Raw genomic sequence first — 17287 nt, 5'->3', positions numbered from 1 at the left:
AACCCTTTGAAAAACCTGCCTGATTTCATTACCCGGTGGATCGAGAGCTGGAACCTGCTATCACAGGAGTGGCGGGCATTGATCGCCATTGGTGCACTGGTACTGATGACCGCGGCGGTGGCGTTTGTCGTCAGCCGGGTCGTCGTCCGACTGGAGCGGCGCGCGGAGAGGTCCCGAAACCTCTGGGACGATGCATTGCTCCATGCGCTGCGTCGGCCCGCGCTCGGTCTCGTCTGGCTTCAGGGCATCTACTGGGCGGCCGATATTGCCCATCATTACTCGGAAGCCGCGCTTTTCCAGGCGAACAATACGCTGCTCAAACTCGGCATTATTGTGCTGGTGGTCTGGACCCTGTGGGGATTCATCCGACAGACCGAAAAGATCATGGTGTCGCCGCTCAAGATGGAGCGGCCGATGGATTACACCACGGTCAGCGCCGTCTCCAAGCTTGCGCGTGCTGTGGTGGTCATTGTGGCGATACTCACGGCCATGCAGTCGCTGGGTTTCAGTATTTCAGGGGTGCTGGCATTCGGCGGCGTCGGTGGCATCGCCGTTGGTTTTGCCGCGAAAGACCTGCTGGCGAACTTCTTCGGCGGTTTCATGATTCATCTGGACAGGCCGTTCAAGATCGGTGACTGGGTGAAATCCCCCGAGAAGCAGATCGAAGGTGTTGTCGAGCACATCGGCTGGCGTCTGACCACCATCCGGACATTTGATCAGCGTCCCCTGTACGTCCCGAATGCTTTCTTCACGACCATTTCGGTGGAGAACCCATCACGGATGGTCGCCCGCCGGATCTACGAAACCGTCGGGGTCCGGTATGTGGACGTTGCGCATATGGCGAGCATCGTCGAGTCCATTCGAGAGATGCTGCGCAATCACCGGGACATTGATCAGGATCAGCTCACCATCGTCAATTTTGACCGCTTTAACGCGTCGTCGTTGGACATTATGGTGTACACCTTCACAACGAACCTGGCCTGGGCCGACTATCAGGCGACCAAACAGGACCTGCTCCTGCGGATCAGCGACATCATCGCTGAGCACGGCGCGGAAGTGGCCTTCCCGACCCGGACGCTGCATGTCGCCGACCCGGTACGGCTGCGTTCCGCTGGACCAGATGCCAACGGGAGCCCGCAGCCTCCGGAACCCGCCGCCCGGGCGCAGGAACCGGAACATCAGGGGCCGGGCGCCCAGTTTGCCCGGCCCAAAACGGATGGAGAAGCATGAGTCAGCACGAATCAGAGCGCATCGGTATTATCGGAGGCACCGGCCTTGAATCGCTTGAGGGTCTGACCATCACTGAAGAAAAGGCGGTGAGCACTCCCTGGGGCATCCCGTCCTCGTCACTCGCGGAGGGGCACCTGGCCGGTATTCCGGTCGTTTTTCTGGCCCGCCATGGCAGTCCGCATCGCATTCCTCCCCACCAGGTGAATTACCGGGCCAATCTCTGGGCGCTGCAGGAAGCGCGGGTCAAGCGTGTGATTGGCGTGAATGCCGTCGGGGGCATTCACCCGGACATGGGCCCATCGACACTCGTCGTGCCAAACCAGATTCTGGATTACACCTGGGGTCGGGGCCACACCATGTTTGAAGGTAAGCTGGCGGAGACCACCCACATTGATTTCACATGGCCTTACAGCGCGCCGCTTCGATCGGTGCTGATCGCGGCAGTGGAACAGGCCGGATTGAGCTGTGTGCCTGAGGGCACCTATGCCGCGACGCAGGGGCCGCGGCTTGAAACCGCCGCCGAGATCACCCGGCTGGAGCGGGACGGTGCCGATCTGGTGGGTATGACGGGGATGCCCGAGGCGGCGTTGGCGGCCGAACTCGGCATGGACTACGCCAGCCTCTCGCTGGTTGTGAATTGGGCGGCCGGAAAAACCGAAGAGGCCATCACCCTCGATGACATCCGGGCCGTGCTCGACGGGGGAATGGCAGACGTCCGGGCCGTGCTTGAGCGGGCAATCCCGAGGGCGGCTGCCTACTGATCGCCGGCCGTCTCAAGCGTACCGGTCTCCATATCATCCGCGTCGATCGGCTCGAAGTAGACCAGCAGACCGAGGGTGGGCGAGTCCAGATAGTGGAGTTTTTCGCTGCGCATCCGCCGTGTTTCATGCAGCCAGGTCACCAGTTCCCGTTTCGGTAATGCCAGGGGGGCTGGTGCCATCTCCCCTTGCTCTGCGCCATCATGCGGAGACAACCCGGCAGCGATTGGTGAGTCGGTCAATGACGTGAATTCGGGCAGGGTCGGGATCGTGGTGCGCCAGTGATGGATCCGTGCGTGGACGTGCAGGTAACGGCGTCGCTCAATGCGGATGCTGCCCTCGAACTGGCGGCGATCCCCCAGCAATGGCAGTTTGTCGCCGAGCTGCACGATCATTGGGCCGCTGTCGAACCCGGGCGCATAGCGTTGGTGCCACGCTGCGGTCATCAGGACCCGGTAGCGGCCGCTGCGTTCCAGACGGGCGGCGGCTTCGCGGAGATGCATCTCCTCCGCTGGCAGCAGGTCTCGGTCAGAGAGCGCGGGGGCGTCGTCCTGCGGAATCCATAACGCTTCGGCCTCCTCGGGTAATGGCGCGGGCGAACGATCTACCATTTTCTCAACGATGCCGTCGCGGCTTTCCAGTCGCTCCATGAGGACAAGCTCGGCGCGATAGAGGTTGTCATCGTCCGTGGTCTGCGCCGCCAGTGGCGCCGATGCAGCGAACGGGGCGGCGAGAACCAGCCAGGCAGCAGCCCGGACCGGGTGTCGAAGAGCGGTCAGCAACGGCATGGAAATCCTCATTTGGCGCTGGCCTTGTCCGTCTTCTGGTCGGAAGACTGTTCGAGTGCGGCCAGCATGTCGGCAACGCCGCTGAGTTTACCATCGGTTGAGGTGTCCTTCAGCCGAAAGCGGAAGGTGTTGGCGCCTTCCAGTTGGTAACGGTCTGGGGCAGACTGGACCTTTTCCACCAGTGCCAGCGGATCCACCGGGGTGTTGTTCCCGAACTCCAGGCGTCCCCAGTCGCCGCTCCCATCGATCTTCTGGATACCGAGGGCTTCGGCCCGAATGCGGAGCTGGGCCTGGCGCAGCAGGTTTTTCGTGGCGTCCGGCAGCAGGCCGAACCGGTCGATCATCTCAACCTGCAGTTCTTTGAGTTCGCTGGCTTTGTGGGCGCCCGAAATGCGTTTGTAGAGCAACAGCCGGTTGTGCACATCCGGCAGATAATCGTCCGGGATGAGTGCCGGGATGCGAAGATTGATCTCGGTGCCGTGACTGAGTGGGAGTTCGGCGTTCGGCGTCCGGCCCTCGCGAATGGCCTGCACCGCCTCTTCCAGCAGCTCCATGTAGAGTGTAAAGCCGATACTTTCGATCTGGCCGCTCTGTTCCTCGCCGAGCAGTTCCCCCGCACCGCGGATTTCCAGGTCGTGTGTCGCCAGCATGAAGCCCGCGCCGAGATCCTGCGCACCGGAGATGGCCTCGAGTCGTTTCTCGGCGTCCGCTGTCATGCTCTTGGGCGGCGGTGTCAGCAGGTACGCATAGGCTTGGTGGTGGGAGCGGCCGACACGGCCGCGCAGCTGGTGAAGTTGTGCCAGGCCGAACTTGTCGGCGCGCTCGATGATGATGGTGTTGGCGCTGGGGATGTCGATGCCGGTCTCGATGATGGTGGAGCAGACCAGGACGTTGAAGCGCTTGTGGTAGAAGTCCGACATGATCTGTTCCAGCTCGCGCTCGCGCATCTGGCCATGGGCGATTCCGACACGCGCTTCCGGGACCAGTTCCTGAAGGCTGGAGGCGGTGTTGTCGATCGTGTTGACCTCGTTGTGCAGGACATACACCTGACCGCCGCGCAGCACCTCCCGGAGTACGGCTTCCCGTACCAGGGCATCCTCGCGCTGGCGTACGAATGTTTTCACCGACAGGCGTCGGGCCGGGGGAGTGGCGATGATGGACAGGTCCCGCAGATGACCCATGGCCATGTTCAACGTGCGGGGTATCGGCGTTGCGGTCAGTGTCAGCAGGTCCACTTCGGCGCGCAGGGCTTTGAGCTTTTCCTTTTGCTGAACGCCGAACCGGTGCTCCTCATCGATAATCACCAGTCCCAGGTTCTTGAAGTGGATATCGCCCTGGATGAGTTTGTGCGTGCCGATCACGATGTCGGCCTGGCCCTTTTCGATCCGGTCGATGGCGGCGCGGGTCTCTTTGCTGCTCCGAAAACGGCTCAGCAGTTCGACTTTGACGGGGGTGTCCGCAAAGCGGTCCCGGAATGAATCGTAATGCTGCTGGGCAAGCAGTGTGGTGGGTACCAGCACGGCGACCTGTTTGCTCGCCCAGGTGGCGATGAACGCGGCGCGCATGGCGACTTCGGTCTTGCCGAAGCCAACGTCGCCGCAAACGAGCCGGTCCATGGGTTGCTCGCCGGTCATGTCCGCGACCACGGCATCAATCGCAGCTTGCTGATCCGGGGTCTCCTCGAAGGGGAAATCGGCGGCGAATGCCCGGTAATCGCTTGCCGGGTGTTCGAAAACGTGGCCCTTGCGAGCGGCGCGCCGGGCGTAGACGTCCAGCAGTTCCGCGGCGGTGTCGCGGATCTTCTCCATCGCCTTCTGCTTGGCCTGGCTCCAGCGCTCTGTGCCCAGCTTGTGAAGCGGGGCCAGATTCTCGTCGGAGCCCGAATAGCGCGAAATCAGGTGGAGGCTTGAAACGGGCACGTAAAGCTTTGAGCCGCCGGCGTATTCCAGCGTCAGGAATTCCTCGACGGTGTCCCGGTCCACCGGAATGGTCTGTAGCCCCTGATAGCGACCGACGCCATGGTCGATGTGAACGACCGGCGCGCCGATGCGCAGCTCCGACAGGTCCCGGTAACCGTCATCGCGGATTTCGGTGGGCTTCTGGCGACGGCGCTGCTGAAGCACCCGCTCGCCGTAGAGTTCGGTTTCTGTGATTACCGCCACCGAGGCGTCGTTCAGGTACAGCCCGGCGTCGAGGCCGCCGACAGTCAGAGCAAAGGGCTCTCCGCCGCTGAGAAATTCGTCCCAGTCGGTGGCCAGGGACGGCTTGAGGTCGAAATCCGCGAGGTTGTCGATCAGCGCTTCGCGGCGCCCGGCTGACTCAACGCATAACAGGGTTCGTTCGGGCGTTCCCAGAAACGATTTGAGTCGGCTGGCCGGATCGGAGGCGCGGCCGTCGATAGCGACCGGTGGCAGTGGCGCGGTGTTGCAGATGGTTTCGCGGGCGCCGGCGTTCTGTGGCTCCTGTGTCAGGGTGACTCTTGGGAACGACTTGAGGTGACCGAAGCAGGTTTCAGTGGCGAGGAAAAGGGACAGAGGCGGCAGGACCGGGCGTAGACGGTCGTGCCGGCGCTCCTCGTAGCGATTTTCGACATCCTGACGGGTTCCCTCGAAGGCCTCCTCGAGTCCGTCGAAGGTGAATACGTGCGTGTTGTCGGGCAGGTAGTCGAACAGTGTGGCCGTCTCGTCAAAAAACAGCGGCAGATAGTACTCGATGCCCGGTGGTGTGATTCCGTCGCTGATGTCGCGGTAGACCGATGCATTCCGGTCGGCCTCCGGGAAATGCTCGAACCACTGGTTGCGGAAGGTGCTTCGGGCCTCCTTGTGCATCGGGAATTCGTTGGCGGGCAGCAGCTCGACCTCATCAATGTGCTCGACGGAACGTTGGGTGTCCGGGTCGAATGTCCGCAGTGTCTCGATTTCGTCGTCAAACAGATCGATCCGGTAGGGTTTGGTGGCCCCCATCGGGTAAATGTCCATGATGGCGCCGCGGACCGCGTATTCGCCGTGCTCGTAGACATTCTCCGCGTGTCGGTACCCGGCAGCCTCCAGTTGATCCCGCCAGCGGCCGATGTCGAGTTGCTGACCGGTTTTCAGCAGCAGGGTGCTGCCCTGAAGGTAATGCGCCGGCGCCAGACGGTGCATCAGTGTCCGGGCCGGCACCACCAATAGGCCGCGGTCCATGCGTGGCAGTCGATAGAGCGTGCGGATGCGCCGGGAGATGATGTCCTGGTGGGGCGAGAACATATCATAGGGGAGTGTTTCCCAGTCCGGCAGGGACAGCAGCTCCAGTCCGTCATCGGAGATGCCTGGCTGGTCCTCATCCGAGCTCATACCGAGGAAGAACCGGAGAGACTGTTCCAGGCGCAGGGCTTCGTCGGTGCTGGAGGTAACGATCAGCGTCAACCCATCCTGGCGCCTTGCGGCCTCGGCAATCGCCAGTGCCTGGCTGGTGCCATGCAGGCCGCTCCAGAGGTCGTGGTTTCCCGCCTTTTGGGGGAGCGGCGGTGCAATCAGTGATGGTCCGGCGTTGGCTGCGTTCATGGCAATTCGGGTCATCCTCGGTGAAAAGGACGCCATTCTAGCCCCTGGGGCACCTCTGAAAAACTCCCTGCGACGGCAGATCGATGCGCGATGGGCTTGCGCGCCCCGTCCTGCCAGTCAGGCATGCCTTGCTTTCCGCGCCCCGGGTGCCTCCATTCTCGCTACGCCAGGGCGTTTCTCTGGGGTTTTCGGGCCGCATTGATAAAACGTACAGGAAGCTGGATAATATGCGCCCATTTTTAGCGAACCGTTCGCCGGTTGAGCTGGTCGGTGAGACGGAACCCGCAGAGTGGGCGTGGCGTGTTCTGCTACACCAGCCGCCGCCTTTATCAGCGCAAACGACAGAGGTTTACACGTGAGTCAGCAACAGATGAACGAGTGCCTGTCCGAGTGGACAGAACGTGAGGCGACCGCCGAGGCGATGATCCCGCTGATCGGGCGTTTGTACCGCAAGAACAATGTGGTGACGTCCATCTACGGCCGGGCGATTATCAATCAGTCAGTGATTGGCATCCTGCGGGCGCACCGGTTCGTTCGTCAGGTGGAAGAGAACGAGCTGTCTGTTCACGACACGCTGCCGATTCTGGAAACGCTGGACCGTCTTGAGCTGGGTCAGGCTCACATCGACATCGGCAAGCTGGCCGTTCGGTTCCGCGAGCAGGGCAACGGGCGTTCGCTTGAGGATTTCCTGCGTGACGAAGTGTCTGGCGTGGTTGGCCAGTACACCGAACAGTCCCGCAAGCAGGCCGAGGAAGAAACGAAGGACGTCGTTCTGTATGGCTTCGGCCGGATCGGTCGCCTTCTGGCGCGCATCCTGATTGAGAAGGCCGGGGGTGGCAACAACCTGCGCCTGCGGGCGATCGTGGTCCGTAATGGCGGTGCTGAAAGCGATCTGGAGAAGCGCGCGAGCCTGTTGCGTCGTGACTCGGTTCATGGCCCGTTCAACGGTACGATCAGTGTGGACTATGAAAACAGCGCGCTGATCGCCAACGGGAATTTCATCAAGGTGCTGTACTCGGACGGACCGGACCAGGTGGATTACACCCAGTACGGTATCAACAATGCCATCGTGATTGACAATACCGGCAAATGGCGTGATGAAGAAGGTCTTGGGCTGCACCTCAAGTCCAGGGGCGTCAGTCGCGTGCTGCTCACGGCGCCGGGTAAGGGCGATATCAAGAACATCGTCTATGGCATCAACGATCAGGATGTCACTGAGGATGATCGCATTCTGTCGGCGGCGTCCTGTACGACCAACGCCATCACGCCGGTCCTCAAGGCCATCCATGATGAGTTCGGCATCAACGGCGGGCACATGGAAACGGTCCATGCCTACACCAACGACCAGAACCTGATCGATAACTATCACAAGGGCTCTCGTCGGGGGCGTGGCGCACCGCTCAACATGGTGCTCACCGAGACGGGGGCGGCCAAGGCGGTCGCCAAGGCACTGCCGGAACTCAAAGGCAAGCTGACTGGCAACGCCATCCGCGTGCCGATCCCGAACGTGTCCATGGCAATCCTGAACCTGAATCTCGACAAGGCAGTGGATCGGGATGCGGTCAATGATTACCTCCGGGATATGGCGCTGCATTCCGAGCTCCAGAAGCAGATCGACTTCGTCAACTCCCCGGAAGTGGTCTCCTCAGACTTCGTGGGGTCCCGGCACGCGGGCATCGTTGATGCCCAGGCAACCATTGCTGACGATCACCGTGCCATCCTGTACGTCTGGTATGACAACGAGGCGGGCTACAGCGCTCAGGTGATCCGGATCGTCAACGAGATGGCTGGCGTCAATCACGCGGTCTATCCGGCCCGGGTCCGCTAACGGCGGGTCCGGTGTGATCCCGGACGGCACACGAGACCCGGTCCTTTCCCGAGGGCCGGGTTTTTTATTGTCTGAAATCTGTGCCAAGCTGCCTCAGGAGGCCATTCAGCCAGTTTCCGGCACGGAAGGGTGGTGGAAATGACGGGCTCGACTCTCTATAATTGGCGCGATTTTGGACGCGTCCGGCTGCCGATTTCATTTCCCTGAGACTGATCGGGAAAACGACCCGATGCCCGCGCCGTTTCTGGACTGGAAAGACAGGTTTGCGGGGCTCTGAGCCACGCCGGACGGTAAAGTTTCTGATGATTGGATGGGGCTAATGATCAAGATCAAGAAAGGCCTGGATCTTCCCATCAGTGGCGCTCCTGAACAGGTCATTTCCGAGGCCGGGCCCGTGAGCCACGTGGCGTTGATCGGATTTGACTACAACGGTATGAAGCCAACCATGGCCGTTAAAGAGGGAGACCGCGTCAAGCGCGGTGAGCTGCTGTTTACGGATAAGAAGACCGAAGGCGTTCGCTATACCGCGCCTGCCGCCGGTGTGATCAAAGAGGTCAACCGGGGTGAGCGTCGGGTGTTTCAGTCCATCGTGATTGAGAAGGACGGCGACGAGGCCGAAACCTTCGCCCGCTACGAGGCGAGTGATTTGGGCTCTCTGGAGCGGCAGCAGGTGGTGGACAACCTGGTGGAGTCCGGCCTCTGGACGTTGCTTCGGACCCGTCCGTACAGCAAGGTGCCGGAAATCGACTCGGCCCCCAATTCCATTTTCGTGTCCGTGATGGACACCAACCCGCTGGCGGCGGACCCGACAGTCATCATTAAAGATGACCCGGAAGCGTTTGAAAATGGCCTGAAAATCATCAGCCATCTGACCAACGGCAAGGTGTTTGTCTGCGGCAAGCCGGGCTCTGATGTGCCGGTCCCGTCCGACGACCGGATCGAGGTACAGCAGTTTGATGGTGTTCATCCGGCGGGCAACGTGGGTACCCATATCCACTTTCTGGACCCGATTTCCGGAGACAAGAAGGTCTGGACCATCGGCTATCAGGACGTGATGGCCATTGCCCGGCTGTTCACGACCGGCGAGCTTCCAACCGAGCGGGTGGTGGCGATTGGTGGTCCCAAGGCGGAAAAGCCCCGGCTGGTCCGTACCGAAGTGGGTGCCAGCCTGGAGGACCTGATGGCCGGCGAAGTGGCCACGGACTGCGAAGTGCGGACGATTTCCGGCTCCGTCTTTGGCGGACGAAGCGGCCGTGGTCCCTGCAACTACCTGGGCCGATTCGCCAATCAGGTGACCGTTCTGGAAGAGGGCGACAAGCGCGAGTTCATGGGGTGGCTCTCACCGGGCAGTCGCAAGTTCTCCAAGCTGAACATCTACCTGTCCAAGCTGGCGCCTGGTCGCCTGTTTGATTTTACGACCACCACCAATGGCAGCGAGCGCGCCATGGTGCCTGTCGGTGCGTACGAAGAGGTGATGCCTCTGGATATTCTGCCGACGCAGTTGCTCCGGTCACTGATCATCGGTGACACGGAGATGGCACAGAACCTGGGATGCCTGGAGTTGGATGAGGAAGATCTGGCCCTGTGCACCTTCGTCTGCCCCGGGAAGTACGAGTACGGCCCGATTCTGCGTCAAAACCTGACCCGCATCGAGATCGAGGGCTAAACCATGGCATTACGACAGTTCCTTGACGGCATCGAGCATCATTTCGAGAAGGGCGGCAAATTCGAGCGGTGGTATGCGCTCTATGAAGCCGTCGATACGATTTTCTATACGCCGGGCCATGTGACGTCCACAACGGCTCATGTACGTGATGGTATCGATCTGAAACGGATCATGATCACGGTCTGGTTCTGCGTGTGGCCGGCCATGTTCTTCGGTATGTGGAACATCGGCTACCAGGCCAACAGCTTCCTTGCGGCCAATCCGGACGCGATGATGGGCGATGGCGGCCTCAGAACCGCATTCATCGCTGCGCTGGCGGGTAATGATCCGTCCAGTATCTGGGACAACCTTGTGTATGGTGCCGCTTACTTCATACCCGTGTATTTCGTCACGTTCGTCGTTGGCGGTTTCTGGGAAGTGCTGTTCGCCACCGTGCGGAAACACGAGGTCAACGAAGGCTTCTTCGTCACCTCCATCCTCTTTGCCCTGATCTGCCCGCCGACAATCCCGTTGTGGCAGGTGGCGCTGGGCATCACGTTCGGCGTGGTGATCGGCAAGGAAGTATTCGGTGGCACCGGCAAGAACTTCCTGAACCCGGCACTGACCGGTCGGGCGTTCCTGTACTTCGCCTATCCGGCGCAGATTTCCGGCGATACGGTCTGGACCGCCGTCGATGGCTTCAGCGGAGCCACTGCTCTGAGTGTCGCGGCAAGTGACGGCATGGCGGCGTTGCAGGAAAGCATCAGCTGGATGCAGGCCTTCATGGGCACCATCCAGGGCTCCATGGGTGAAACCTCAACGCTGGCCGTTCTGATCGGCGGCATTGCGCTGCTGGTGATGAAGATTGCCTCCTATCGTATTGTTGGCGGGGTCATGATTGGCATGATTGCAACGTCCCTGTTGCTCAATGCCGTCGGCTCCGAGACCAATCCGTTGTTCGCCATGCCGGCCCACTGGCACCTGGTGGTCGGCGGTTTCGCGTTTGGCATGATGTTCATGGCCACCGATCCGGTATCGGCTTCCATGACCAGTACCGGTAAGTGGATCTTCGGGATTTTCGTCGGGCTGATGACAGTGCTGATCCGGGTGGTCAATCCGGCCTTCCCCGAGGGCATCATGCTGGCGATTCTGTTCGCCAACCTGTTTGCACCGCTGATCGACTACTTCGTGATGCAGTCCAACATTAAACGGAGGCTTGCCCGTGGCTAACAAGAAGGAAACCGTCTCCAGAACCGTCATGGTCGCGCTGGCACTGTGCATCGTCTGCTCGGTGATTGTCTCCACGGCGGCCGTCACCCTCAGTCCGGCGCAGGCGACTAACCGTCTGCTGGATATGAAATCCAATATCCTGGCGGCTGCCGGTATGTTGCCAAAGGGTGCCTCCTCCGACCGGATAGAGGAGCTGTTCAGTCGCTTTGACGTCAAGCTGGTGAGTCTGGAAACTGGGGAATATATCGACCCCGAATCGCTCGGGCTGGCCAATGCCATGGCGTACGATCAGTATCAGGCGTCGAACAACCCCGAGCGTTCGGAGAATATTCCGGCGTCCGAGGATAAGGCGGGTATCAAGCGCCAGGCGGACATCGCCAAGGTGTACATTCTCCGTGAAGGCGACGAGGTGACGAAGATCGTCCTGCCTGTCCACGGTTACGGCCTCTGGTCGACGATGTACGGGTTTATGGCGCTTCAAGGCGACGCGAATACCGTTGAGGGGCTGGGCTTCTACTCTCACGGTGAGACGCCGGGTCTGGGTGGCAAAATCGACAACCCGGAGTGGAAGCAGAACTGGATCGGTAAAAAGATCTATGAAGAGGACTCGACCGAGCCGCAGATTCGCCTGATCAAAGGCGGTGTCGGCGCCGACGCCAAAGACAAGCAGCATAAGGTGGATGCGTTGTCTGGCGCGACGCTCACCAGTCGAGGCGTCCAGAACATGGTGAATTTCTGGATGGGGGATCGCGGCTTCGCGCCTTATCTGAAACAGCTTCGTAGCGGGGAGGTCTGACAGTGGCCGAAAAATCAGCCAAACAGGTTCTCTTTGAACCGATATTTGACAATAACCCGATCGCGCTCCAGATCCTTGGGATCTGTTCAGCGCTGGCGGTCACCAGCAGCATGAGCGTTACGCTGGTGATGTGTGCCTCGGTGATTGCCGTGTGCTCCTTCTCCAATCTGGCCGTGTCGCTTGTTCGGACTCAGATTCCAGGGAGCATCCGGATCATCGTTCAGATGACCATTATCGCCTCGCTCGTCATCGTGGTGGATCAGATCCTCAAGGCCTATGCCTACGAAATCAGTAAACAGCTGTCGGTCTTCGTGGGGCTGATCATCACCAACTGCATCATTATGGGTCGGGCGGAAGGGTTCGCCATGCAGAACCCGCCGTTCCTGAGCTTCATGGACGGTGTCGGCAATGGTTTGGGCTACTCGGTCCTGCTGGTCTTTGTGGCGTTCTTCCGGGAACTGCTGGGTGCCGGCACGCTGATGGGGTACACGATTCTGCCGTCGGTCAGCGATGGTGGCTGGTATGCCACCAACGGTCTGATGCTGCTGCCGCCGAGCGCGTTCTTCATTATCGGGCTTGGTATCTGGGCACTGCGTGCCTGGAAGCCGGAGCAGGTGGAAGAGCCGGAGTACCGGATGTCCCGGCAGACCGTTAAGGAGGCCTTCTGATGGAACATTATATCAGTCTGATTATTAAGGCCGTCTTTGTTGAGAACATGGCGCTGGCCTTCTTTCTGGGGATGTGTACCTTTCTGGCCATCTCCAAAAAGGTGGAGGCGGCGATCGGCCTGGGTGTTGCCGTTGTCGTCGTGCTGACGCTGACGGTGCCGGTCAACAACCTGATCTACAACAACGTGCTCCGTGAGGGGGCCCTGTCCTGGGCGGGTCTGCCCAACGTCAACCTCAGCTTCCTGGGCCTGCTGACCTACATCGGCGTGATCGCCGCGATGGTTCAGATCCTTGAGATGGTGCTGGACAAGTACATACCCACGCTCTATGCCGCGCTGGGCGTCTTCCTGCCCCTGATTACGGTGAACTGCGCCATTCTGGGCGCATCACTGTTCATGGTGGAGCGAGACTACACCTTCGGGGAAAGTCTGGTATACGGCTTTGGCGCCGGCCTGGGCTGGGCTCTGGCGATTGCCGCACTGGCCGGCATCCGTGAAAAGCTCAAGTACAGTGATGTGCCAGAAGGCCTGCGTGGTCTGGGCATCACCTTTATCACGGTCGGTCTGATGTCGCTGGGCTTCATGTCCTTTTCCGGCATTTCGCTGTAAGCCATCCGGTTGAATAACCATAGGACGAGACCATGAGTACAGAAATCATTCTTGGTGTGGTCATGTTTACCGTCATCGTGCTGTCGCTGGTGGCGGTCATTCTGGCGGCACGATCCAAACTGGTGAGCACCGGGGCCGTTCAGATTGAAATCAATGATGACCCGGATCACTCCCTGACGGCGGAGTCGGGCGGTAAGCTGCTCGGCACCCTGGCAAACAGTGGCATTTACCTGTCTTCCGCCTGCGGTGGTGGCGGCACCTGCGCCCAGTGCAAGTGCAAGGTGTTTGAAGGCGGTGGCGCGATGCTGCCAACTGAGAAGACCCACTTCACACCCCGTGAGGAGCGTGAAGGCTGGCGTCTGTCCTGTCAGGTTCCCGTCAAGCAGGACATGAAGATCGAGGTGCCGGAGGAGTTCTTCGGCGTGAAGAAGTGGGAGTGCACCGTGCGCTCGAACCACAACGTCGCCACCTTCATCAAAGAGCTGGTGCTGGAGCTGCCCGAAGGTGAGGAAGTCGACTTCCGTGCCGGTGGCTATGTGCAGCTTGAGGCACCGCCCTACGAAGTGGATTTCAAGGACTTCGACATAGAGGAAGAGTTCCACGAAGACTGGGACAAGCACGATCTCTGGCGCTTTAAGTCAGTAGTGAAAGAGCCGATCATCCGGGCCTATTCCATGGCCAACTATCCGGAAGAGAAAGGGGTTCTGAAGTTCAATATCCGGATTGCGATGCCGCCACCCGGAACGGACCACCCGCCGGGGCAGATGTCTTCCTACGCGTTCAACCTGAAGCCGGGGGACAAAGTCACCGTGATGGGGCCGTTCGGTGAGTTCTTTGCGAAGAAAACCGATGCCGAAATGGTCTTTATCGGCGGTGGTGCCGGCATGGCGCCGATGCGGGCTCACATCTTTGACCAGCTCAAGCGCCTCAACTCTGATCGCAAGATCAGCTTCTGGTACGGGGCCCGCAGCGTTCGGGAGATGTTCTACGAAGAGGACTTCAACCAGCTCCAGGAAGAAAACGACAACTTTGAATGGCATGTGGCGTTGTCCGATCCGCTCCCGGACGACAACTGGGAAGGCCCGACAGGCTTTATTCACAACGTGCTGTACGACATGTACCTCAAGGATCACCCCGCTCCCGAGGACTGTGAGTACTACATGTGTGGGCCGCCCATCATGAACGCCTCGTGCATCACAATGCTCAAGGATCTGGGCGTTGAGGATGAGAACATTATGCTGGACGACTTTGGTGGATAAGGCCGGTCCATGACAGCGAGGTTCACTTGGCCCGCCAGCGTGATGGTGCTTGTTGGCATCATCGCCCTGGCGGGTTGTTCGTTTGGCCCTTCCCGTGTTGTTCACGAAATCAGTGGTCCCATCTTCGGTACCAGCTATCACATCAAGGTCGTATTGACCGGCGAGTCGAGCACGCCGGATGATCTGCGTGATGATATCAACCGGGTTCTGGAAGACGTTGACGCTGCCATGTCGACATGGCGGGATGATTCCGAGCTCTCGCGGTTCAACCGCCAGTCCGGGAGCGGGGACTGGTTTCCCGTGTCGGATGGGTTTCATGAGGTGCTGGAAGAGAGCCTGCGCATTGGACGCATGACCGACGGAGCATTCGACGTCACGATTGGCCCAGTGGTGAATCTGTGGGGATTCGGCCCGAAAGGGCGCCCGGAGACGATTCCCGACCCCCGGACCTTGTCTGCCACATTGTCAGAGACAGGGTATGAAAAGCTGGCGCTGCGCGAGAAGCCTCCGGCCCTTAAGTCGCAGGGGGAGCAGTATGTCGATCTCTCGGCCATCGCGAAGGGCTATGCGGTCGATGAGGTAAGCCGAATCCTTCGGGAAAAAGGCATTGCCGCCTATCTGGTCGAGATTGGCGGTGAAATCCGGGTTCAGGGGCGGAAACCGTCGGGAGACGCCTGGAAGCTGGCAGTTGAACAGCCCATCTCCTCAGCGCGTTCTATCCAGCAGGTTGTGGCGATGGAAAAAGGGGCGATTGCCACTTCGGGGGACTACAGGAACTACTATGAGGTGGATGGTCAGCGATACTCGCACACCGTCGATCCGCAAACCGGTCGACCGATTGAGCATAGCCTGGCCTCCGTATCGGTGATCCGAGAGAAGGCGATGACGGCGGATGCACTGGCGACAGCGCTCAGCGTCATGGGGGAGGAGCGCGGTTACGCGTTTGCAGTCGAGCGGGATCTGCCCGCATACTTTGTCTACAGAGACGGGGAGTCGTTTCGCGTGCGGTACACGCCGGAGTTCTCGTCTTACCTGATTCAATAAGGAGGGGCGTATGAGTACCTTTCTTCTCGCACTGGGGCTGGTGGCGTTCCTGCTTCTGGGCATGTCAATCGGCGTCATCATGGGGCGCAAGCCTATCAGTGGCTCATGCGGTGGTATGAGCGCGCTCGGAATGGACACTGCCTGTGATGTCTGTGGCGGCGACCAGAAGAAGTGTGAAAAAGAGAACGCCGGGCATGGAGGCGCGGACGATGAACCGTTGGCGTACGATGCCACCAAGCAGGACTAGTGGATGAATTCGCTGACTGACTGAGCCCCTGAAGGGCGCGGCGCCGGAGCGACGTTGTCAGCCCTTGAGGGGAGTAGGCCCGCCTGCGGACTGACGACTTGCCCAGGACCGTCAGAGTCACGCCGTCAGTCAGCGAATCAACCAGGCGCGACAGTGGCGCAGAGCCATCCTGAGGTGGGCCGGAGGAATCGAATTGACTGGCGAAATGAATGGAAAGGAGTAGCTGGGAGTATGGCGGAACATCACTATGATGTGGTCGTGATCGGGGCTGGCCCATCCGGCGAAGGGGCGGCGATGAACGCCACCAAACATGGGAAACGCACCGCGATCATCGATGACAAGGCCATGGTGGGCGGTAACTGCACCCACTGGGCCACGATTCCGTCTAAGGCTCTGCGCCATTCGGTGAAACAGATCATCACGTTCAACACCAATCAGATGTTCCGTGAGATTGGCGATCCGCGTTGGTTTTCCTTCCCTCGGGTGCTCCAGAATGCTGAAAAGGTGATCGGTAAACAGGTCAAACTACGCACTCAGTTCTACGCCCGCAACCGGGTTGACGTGTTCAGCGGTCAGGCTTCGTTCATCGATGCCAACCGGCTGGCCATCAAAGGCGGCCGTTCGGACGAGGTGATCCACGCCCGCAATATCGTCATTGCGACCGGGTCACGGCCATACTCGCCGCCGGATGTGAACTTCCGCCATCATCGGATCTACAACAGTGACACTATCCTCAAGCTGTCCCATACACCGCGGACGCTGACGATCTATGGCGCGGGCGTGATCGGCTGTGAATACGCCTCGATCTTTGCCGGGCTGGGTGTCAAGGTTGATCTCGTTAATCCGGGCAGCCGGTTGCTGTCGTTCCTGGATGACGAGATATCGGATGCGTTGAGTTACCACCTTCGGAACAATGGCGTGCTGGTTCGTCACAACGAGAAGTATGAGTCGGTGGAAGGCGACGATCATGGCGTTATCCTGAACATGGAGTCTGGCAAGAAGATCCGATCTGACGCTTTTCTGTGGTGTAATGGTCGGGCCGGCAACACCGAGAAGCTGGGATTGGAGAACATCGGACTGGAGCCCAATGGTCGAGGTCAGTTGGCGACCGACGAGCATTATCGGACGGAAGTACCGAGCGTGTATGCCGTGGGTGATGTGATTGGCTTCCCGGGCCTGGCCAGTGCGTCCTATGACCAGGGGCGCTCGGCCTCTTCAGACGTGACCGGCGATGAGCACTTCCGCTTTGTGGAGGACGTGCCAACCGGGATCTACACCATTCCTGAGATCAGTTCCGTCGGTAAGAATGAACGCGAACTGACCGAGGCGAAGGTGCCGTATGAAGTGGGGCAGGCGTTCTTCAAGGACCTGGCCCGTGCGCAGATTACCGGCGAAGCGGTCGGCATGCTCAAGATTCTCTTCCACCGGGAAACCCGGGAGCTTCTTGGCATTCACTGCTTCGGTGACCAGGCTGCAGAAATCGTTCACATCGGCCAGGCCATTATGAATCAGGAAGGTTCGGCCAATACACTGAACTATTTCGTGAACACCACCTTCAACTACCCCACGATGGCGGAAGCTTACCGGGTCGCCGCCCTGAACGGCCTGAACCGGATATTCTGAAGGGGGCATGGCTTTGCGGTC

The 17287-nt window shown here is 59.9% G+C and carries 14 protein-coding genes; 12 read left to right on the top strand and 2 right to left on the bottom strand.

Translation table 11 applies throughout. The features are described from left to right. The first annotated feature begins 6 nt into the window (after positions 1-6). Both C8D92_RS11870 and C8D92_RS11865 read left to right on the top strand, forming a co-directional pair. A complete protein-coding gene (locus C8D92_RS11870; RefSeq protein WP_243402436.1) occupies positions 7-1230 on the top strand; it encodes a mechanosensitive ion channel family protein in 1224 nt (407 codons plus the stop codon). Next, the gene (locus tag C8D92_RS11865) at positions 1227-1991 is read left to right on the top strand and encodes an S-methyl-5'-thioinosine phosphorylase (RefSeq protein WP_116919462.1); all 765 of its coding nucleotides are present in this window, start codon (positions 1227-1229) and stop codon (positions 1989-1991) included. The genes C8D92_RS11870 and C8D92_RS11865 overlap by 4 nt, the downstream gene beginning before the upstream one ends. Here the strand turns inward: C8D92_RS11865 and C8D92_RS11860 are convergent. Together C8D92_RS11860 and mfd are read right to left on the bottom strand one after the other, a co-directional pair. Beyond that, positions 1985-2776, bottom strand: coding sequence for a CsiV family protein (locus C8D92_RS11860; protein ID WP_165819272.1), 792 nt, complete (start codon positions 2774-2776; stop codon positions 1985-1987). The two genes, C8D92_RS11865 and C8D92_RS11860, sit on opposite strands and share 7 nt — an antisense overlap. 8 nt (positions 2777-2784) lie before the next feature. Then, positions 2785-6318: a transcription-repair coupling factor gene (gene mfd / locus C8D92_RS11855; RefSeq protein WP_116919497.1), complete on the bottom strand. Its 3534-nt coding sequence runs from the start codon at positions 6316-6318 to the stop codon at positions 2785-2787. A gap of 370 nt (positions 6319-6688) precedes the next feature. Here mfd and C8D92_RS11850 point away from each other — a divergent pair, with 370 nt between their 5' ends. From C8D92_RS11850 to sthA, 10 genes are all read left to right on the top strand, one after another. Beyond that, on the top strand, positions 6689-8146 hold the full coding sequence (locus tag C8D92_RS11850; protein ID WP_165819273.1) for a glyceraldehyde-3-phosphate dehydrogenase: 1458 nt from the start codon (positions 6689-6691) through the stop codon (positions 8144-8146). A 319-nt stretch (positions 8147-8465) separates the two neighbouring features. Beyond that, positions 8466-9812 (top strand): Na(+)-translocating NADH-quinone reductase subunit A, encoded by a 1347-nt coding sequence (locus C8D92_RS11845; RefSeq protein ID WP_095609519.1) that lies wholly within the window; start codon positions 8466-8468, stop codon positions 9810-9812. Between the two features lie 3 nt (positions 9813-9815). After that, positions 9816-11021 carry an NADH:ubiquinone reductase (Na(+)-transporting) subunit B gene (locus C8D92_RS11840; RefSeq protein ID WP_095609520.1) on the top strand — a complete coding sequence of 402 codons (1206 nt, stop codon included), beginning with the start codon at positions 9816-9818 and terminating at the stop codon, positions 11019-11021. Further along, the gene (locus C8D92_RS11835) at positions 11014-11817 is read left to right on the top strand and encodes a Na(+)-translocating NADH-quinone reductase subunit C (protein ID WP_095609521.1); all 804 of its coding nucleotides are present in this window, start codon (positions 11014-11016) and stop codon (positions 11815-11817) included. Before C8D92_RS11840 ends, C8D92_RS11835 begins: the two co-directional genes overlap by 8 nt. A 2-nt stretch (positions 11818-11819) precedes the next feature. After that, positions 11820-12485 carry an NADH:ubiquinone reductase (Na(+)-transporting) subunit D gene (locus C8D92_RS11830; protein WP_095609522.1) on the top strand — a complete coding sequence of 222 codons (666 nt, stop codon included), beginning with the start codon at positions 11820-11822 and terminating at the stop codon, positions 12483-12485. Next, positions 12485-13093, top strand: coding sequence for an NADH:ubiquinone reductase (Na(+)-transporting) subunit E (gene nqrE / locus C8D92_RS11825; protein ID WP_095609523.1), 609 nt, complete (start codon positions 12485-12487; stop codon positions 13091-13093). The genes C8D92_RS11830 and nqrE overlap by 1 nt, the downstream gene beginning before the upstream one ends. A 32-nt stretch (positions 13094-13125) precedes the next feature. Then, complete coding sequence (gene nqrF, locus C8D92_RS11820) at positions 13126-14352, top strand: NADH:ubiquinone reductase (Na(+)-transporting) subunit F (protein WP_116919460.1); 1227 nt, start codon at positions 13126-13128, stop codon at positions 14350-14352. 9 nt (positions 14353-14361) lie between these two features. Continuing rightward, the gene (locus C8D92_RS11815; RefSeq protein WP_116919459.1) at positions 14362-15396 is read left to right on the top strand and encodes an FAD:protein FMN transferase; all 1035 of its coding nucleotides are present in this window, start codon (positions 14362-14364) and stop codon (positions 15394-15396) included. 10 nt (positions 15397-15406) lie between these two features. Next, positions 15407-15643, top strand: coding sequence for a (Na+)-NQR maturation NqrM (nqrM, locus tag C8D92_RS11810; RefSeq protein WP_116919458.1), 237 nt, complete (start codon positions 15407-15409; stop codon positions 15641-15643). Positions 15644-15874: 231 nt separating this feature from the next. Then, positions 15875-17266 carry a Si-specific NAD(P)(+) transhydrogenase gene (sthA, locus tag C8D92_RS11805; RefSeq protein ID WP_095609527.1) on the top strand — a complete coding sequence of 464 codons (1392 nt, stop codon included), beginning with the start codon at positions 15875-15877 and terminating at the stop codon, positions 17264-17266. The last annotated feature ends 21 nt before the right edge of the window (positions 17267-17287 follow it).

It is taken from the genome of Tamilnaduibacter salinus (assembly GCF_003096655.1).
Lineage (GTDB): Bacteria > Pseudomonadota > Gammaproteobacteria > Pseudomonadales > Oleiphilaceae > Tamilnaduibacter > Tamilnaduibacter salinus.
Note: the sequence above shows the minus strand (reverse complement) of the source record. Positions and strands in the feature narration are given on the sequence as shown.

Excerpts from the sequence above, each read along its gene's own strand:
- C8D92_RS11850 (WP_165819273.1), top strand. The coding sequence starts at position 6,689 with ATGAACGAGTGCCTGTCCGAGTGGACAGAACGTGAGGCGACCGCCGAG.
- C8D92_RS11860 (WP_165819272.1), bottom strand. The coding sequence starts at position 2,776 with ATGCCGTTGCTGACCGCTCTTCGACACCCGGTCCGGGCTGCTGCCTGG.
- C8D92_RS11815 (WP_116919459.1), top strand. The coding sequence starts at position 14,362 with ATGACAGCGAGGTTCACTTGGCCCGCCAGCGTGATGGTGCTTGTTGGC.
- C8D92_RS11840 (WP_095609520.1), top strand. The coding sequence starts at position 9,816 with ATGGCATTACGACAGTTCCTTGACGGCATCGAGCATCATTTCGAGAAG.
- C8D92_RS11865 (WP_116919462.1), top strand. The coding sequence starts at position 1,227 with ATGAGTCAGCACGAATCAGAGCGCATCGGTATTATCGGAGGCACCGGC.
- nqrE (WP_095609523.1), top strand. The coding sequence starts at position 12,485 with ATGGAACATTATATCAGTCTGATTATTAAGGCCGTCTTTGTTGAGAAC.
- C8D92_RS11845 (WP_095609519.1), top strand. The coding sequence starts at position 8,466 with ATGATCAAGATCAAGAAAGGCCTGGATCTTCCCATCAGTGGCGCTCCT.
- mfd (WP_116919497.1), bottom strand. The coding sequence starts at position 6,318 with ATGAACGCAGCCAACGCCGGACCATCACTGATTGCACCGCCGCTCCCC.
- nqrF (WP_116919460.1), top strand. The coding sequence starts at position 13,126 with ATGAGTACAGAAATCATTCTTGGTGTGGTCATGTTTACCGTCATCGTG.
- sthA (WP_095609527.1), top strand. The coding sequence starts at position 15,875 with ATGGCGGAACATCACTATGATGTGGTCGTGATCGGGGCTGGCCCATCC.
- nqrM (WP_116919458.1), top strand. The coding sequence starts at position 15,407 with ATGAGTACCTTTCTTCTCGCACTGGGGCTGGTGGCGTTCCTGCTTCTG.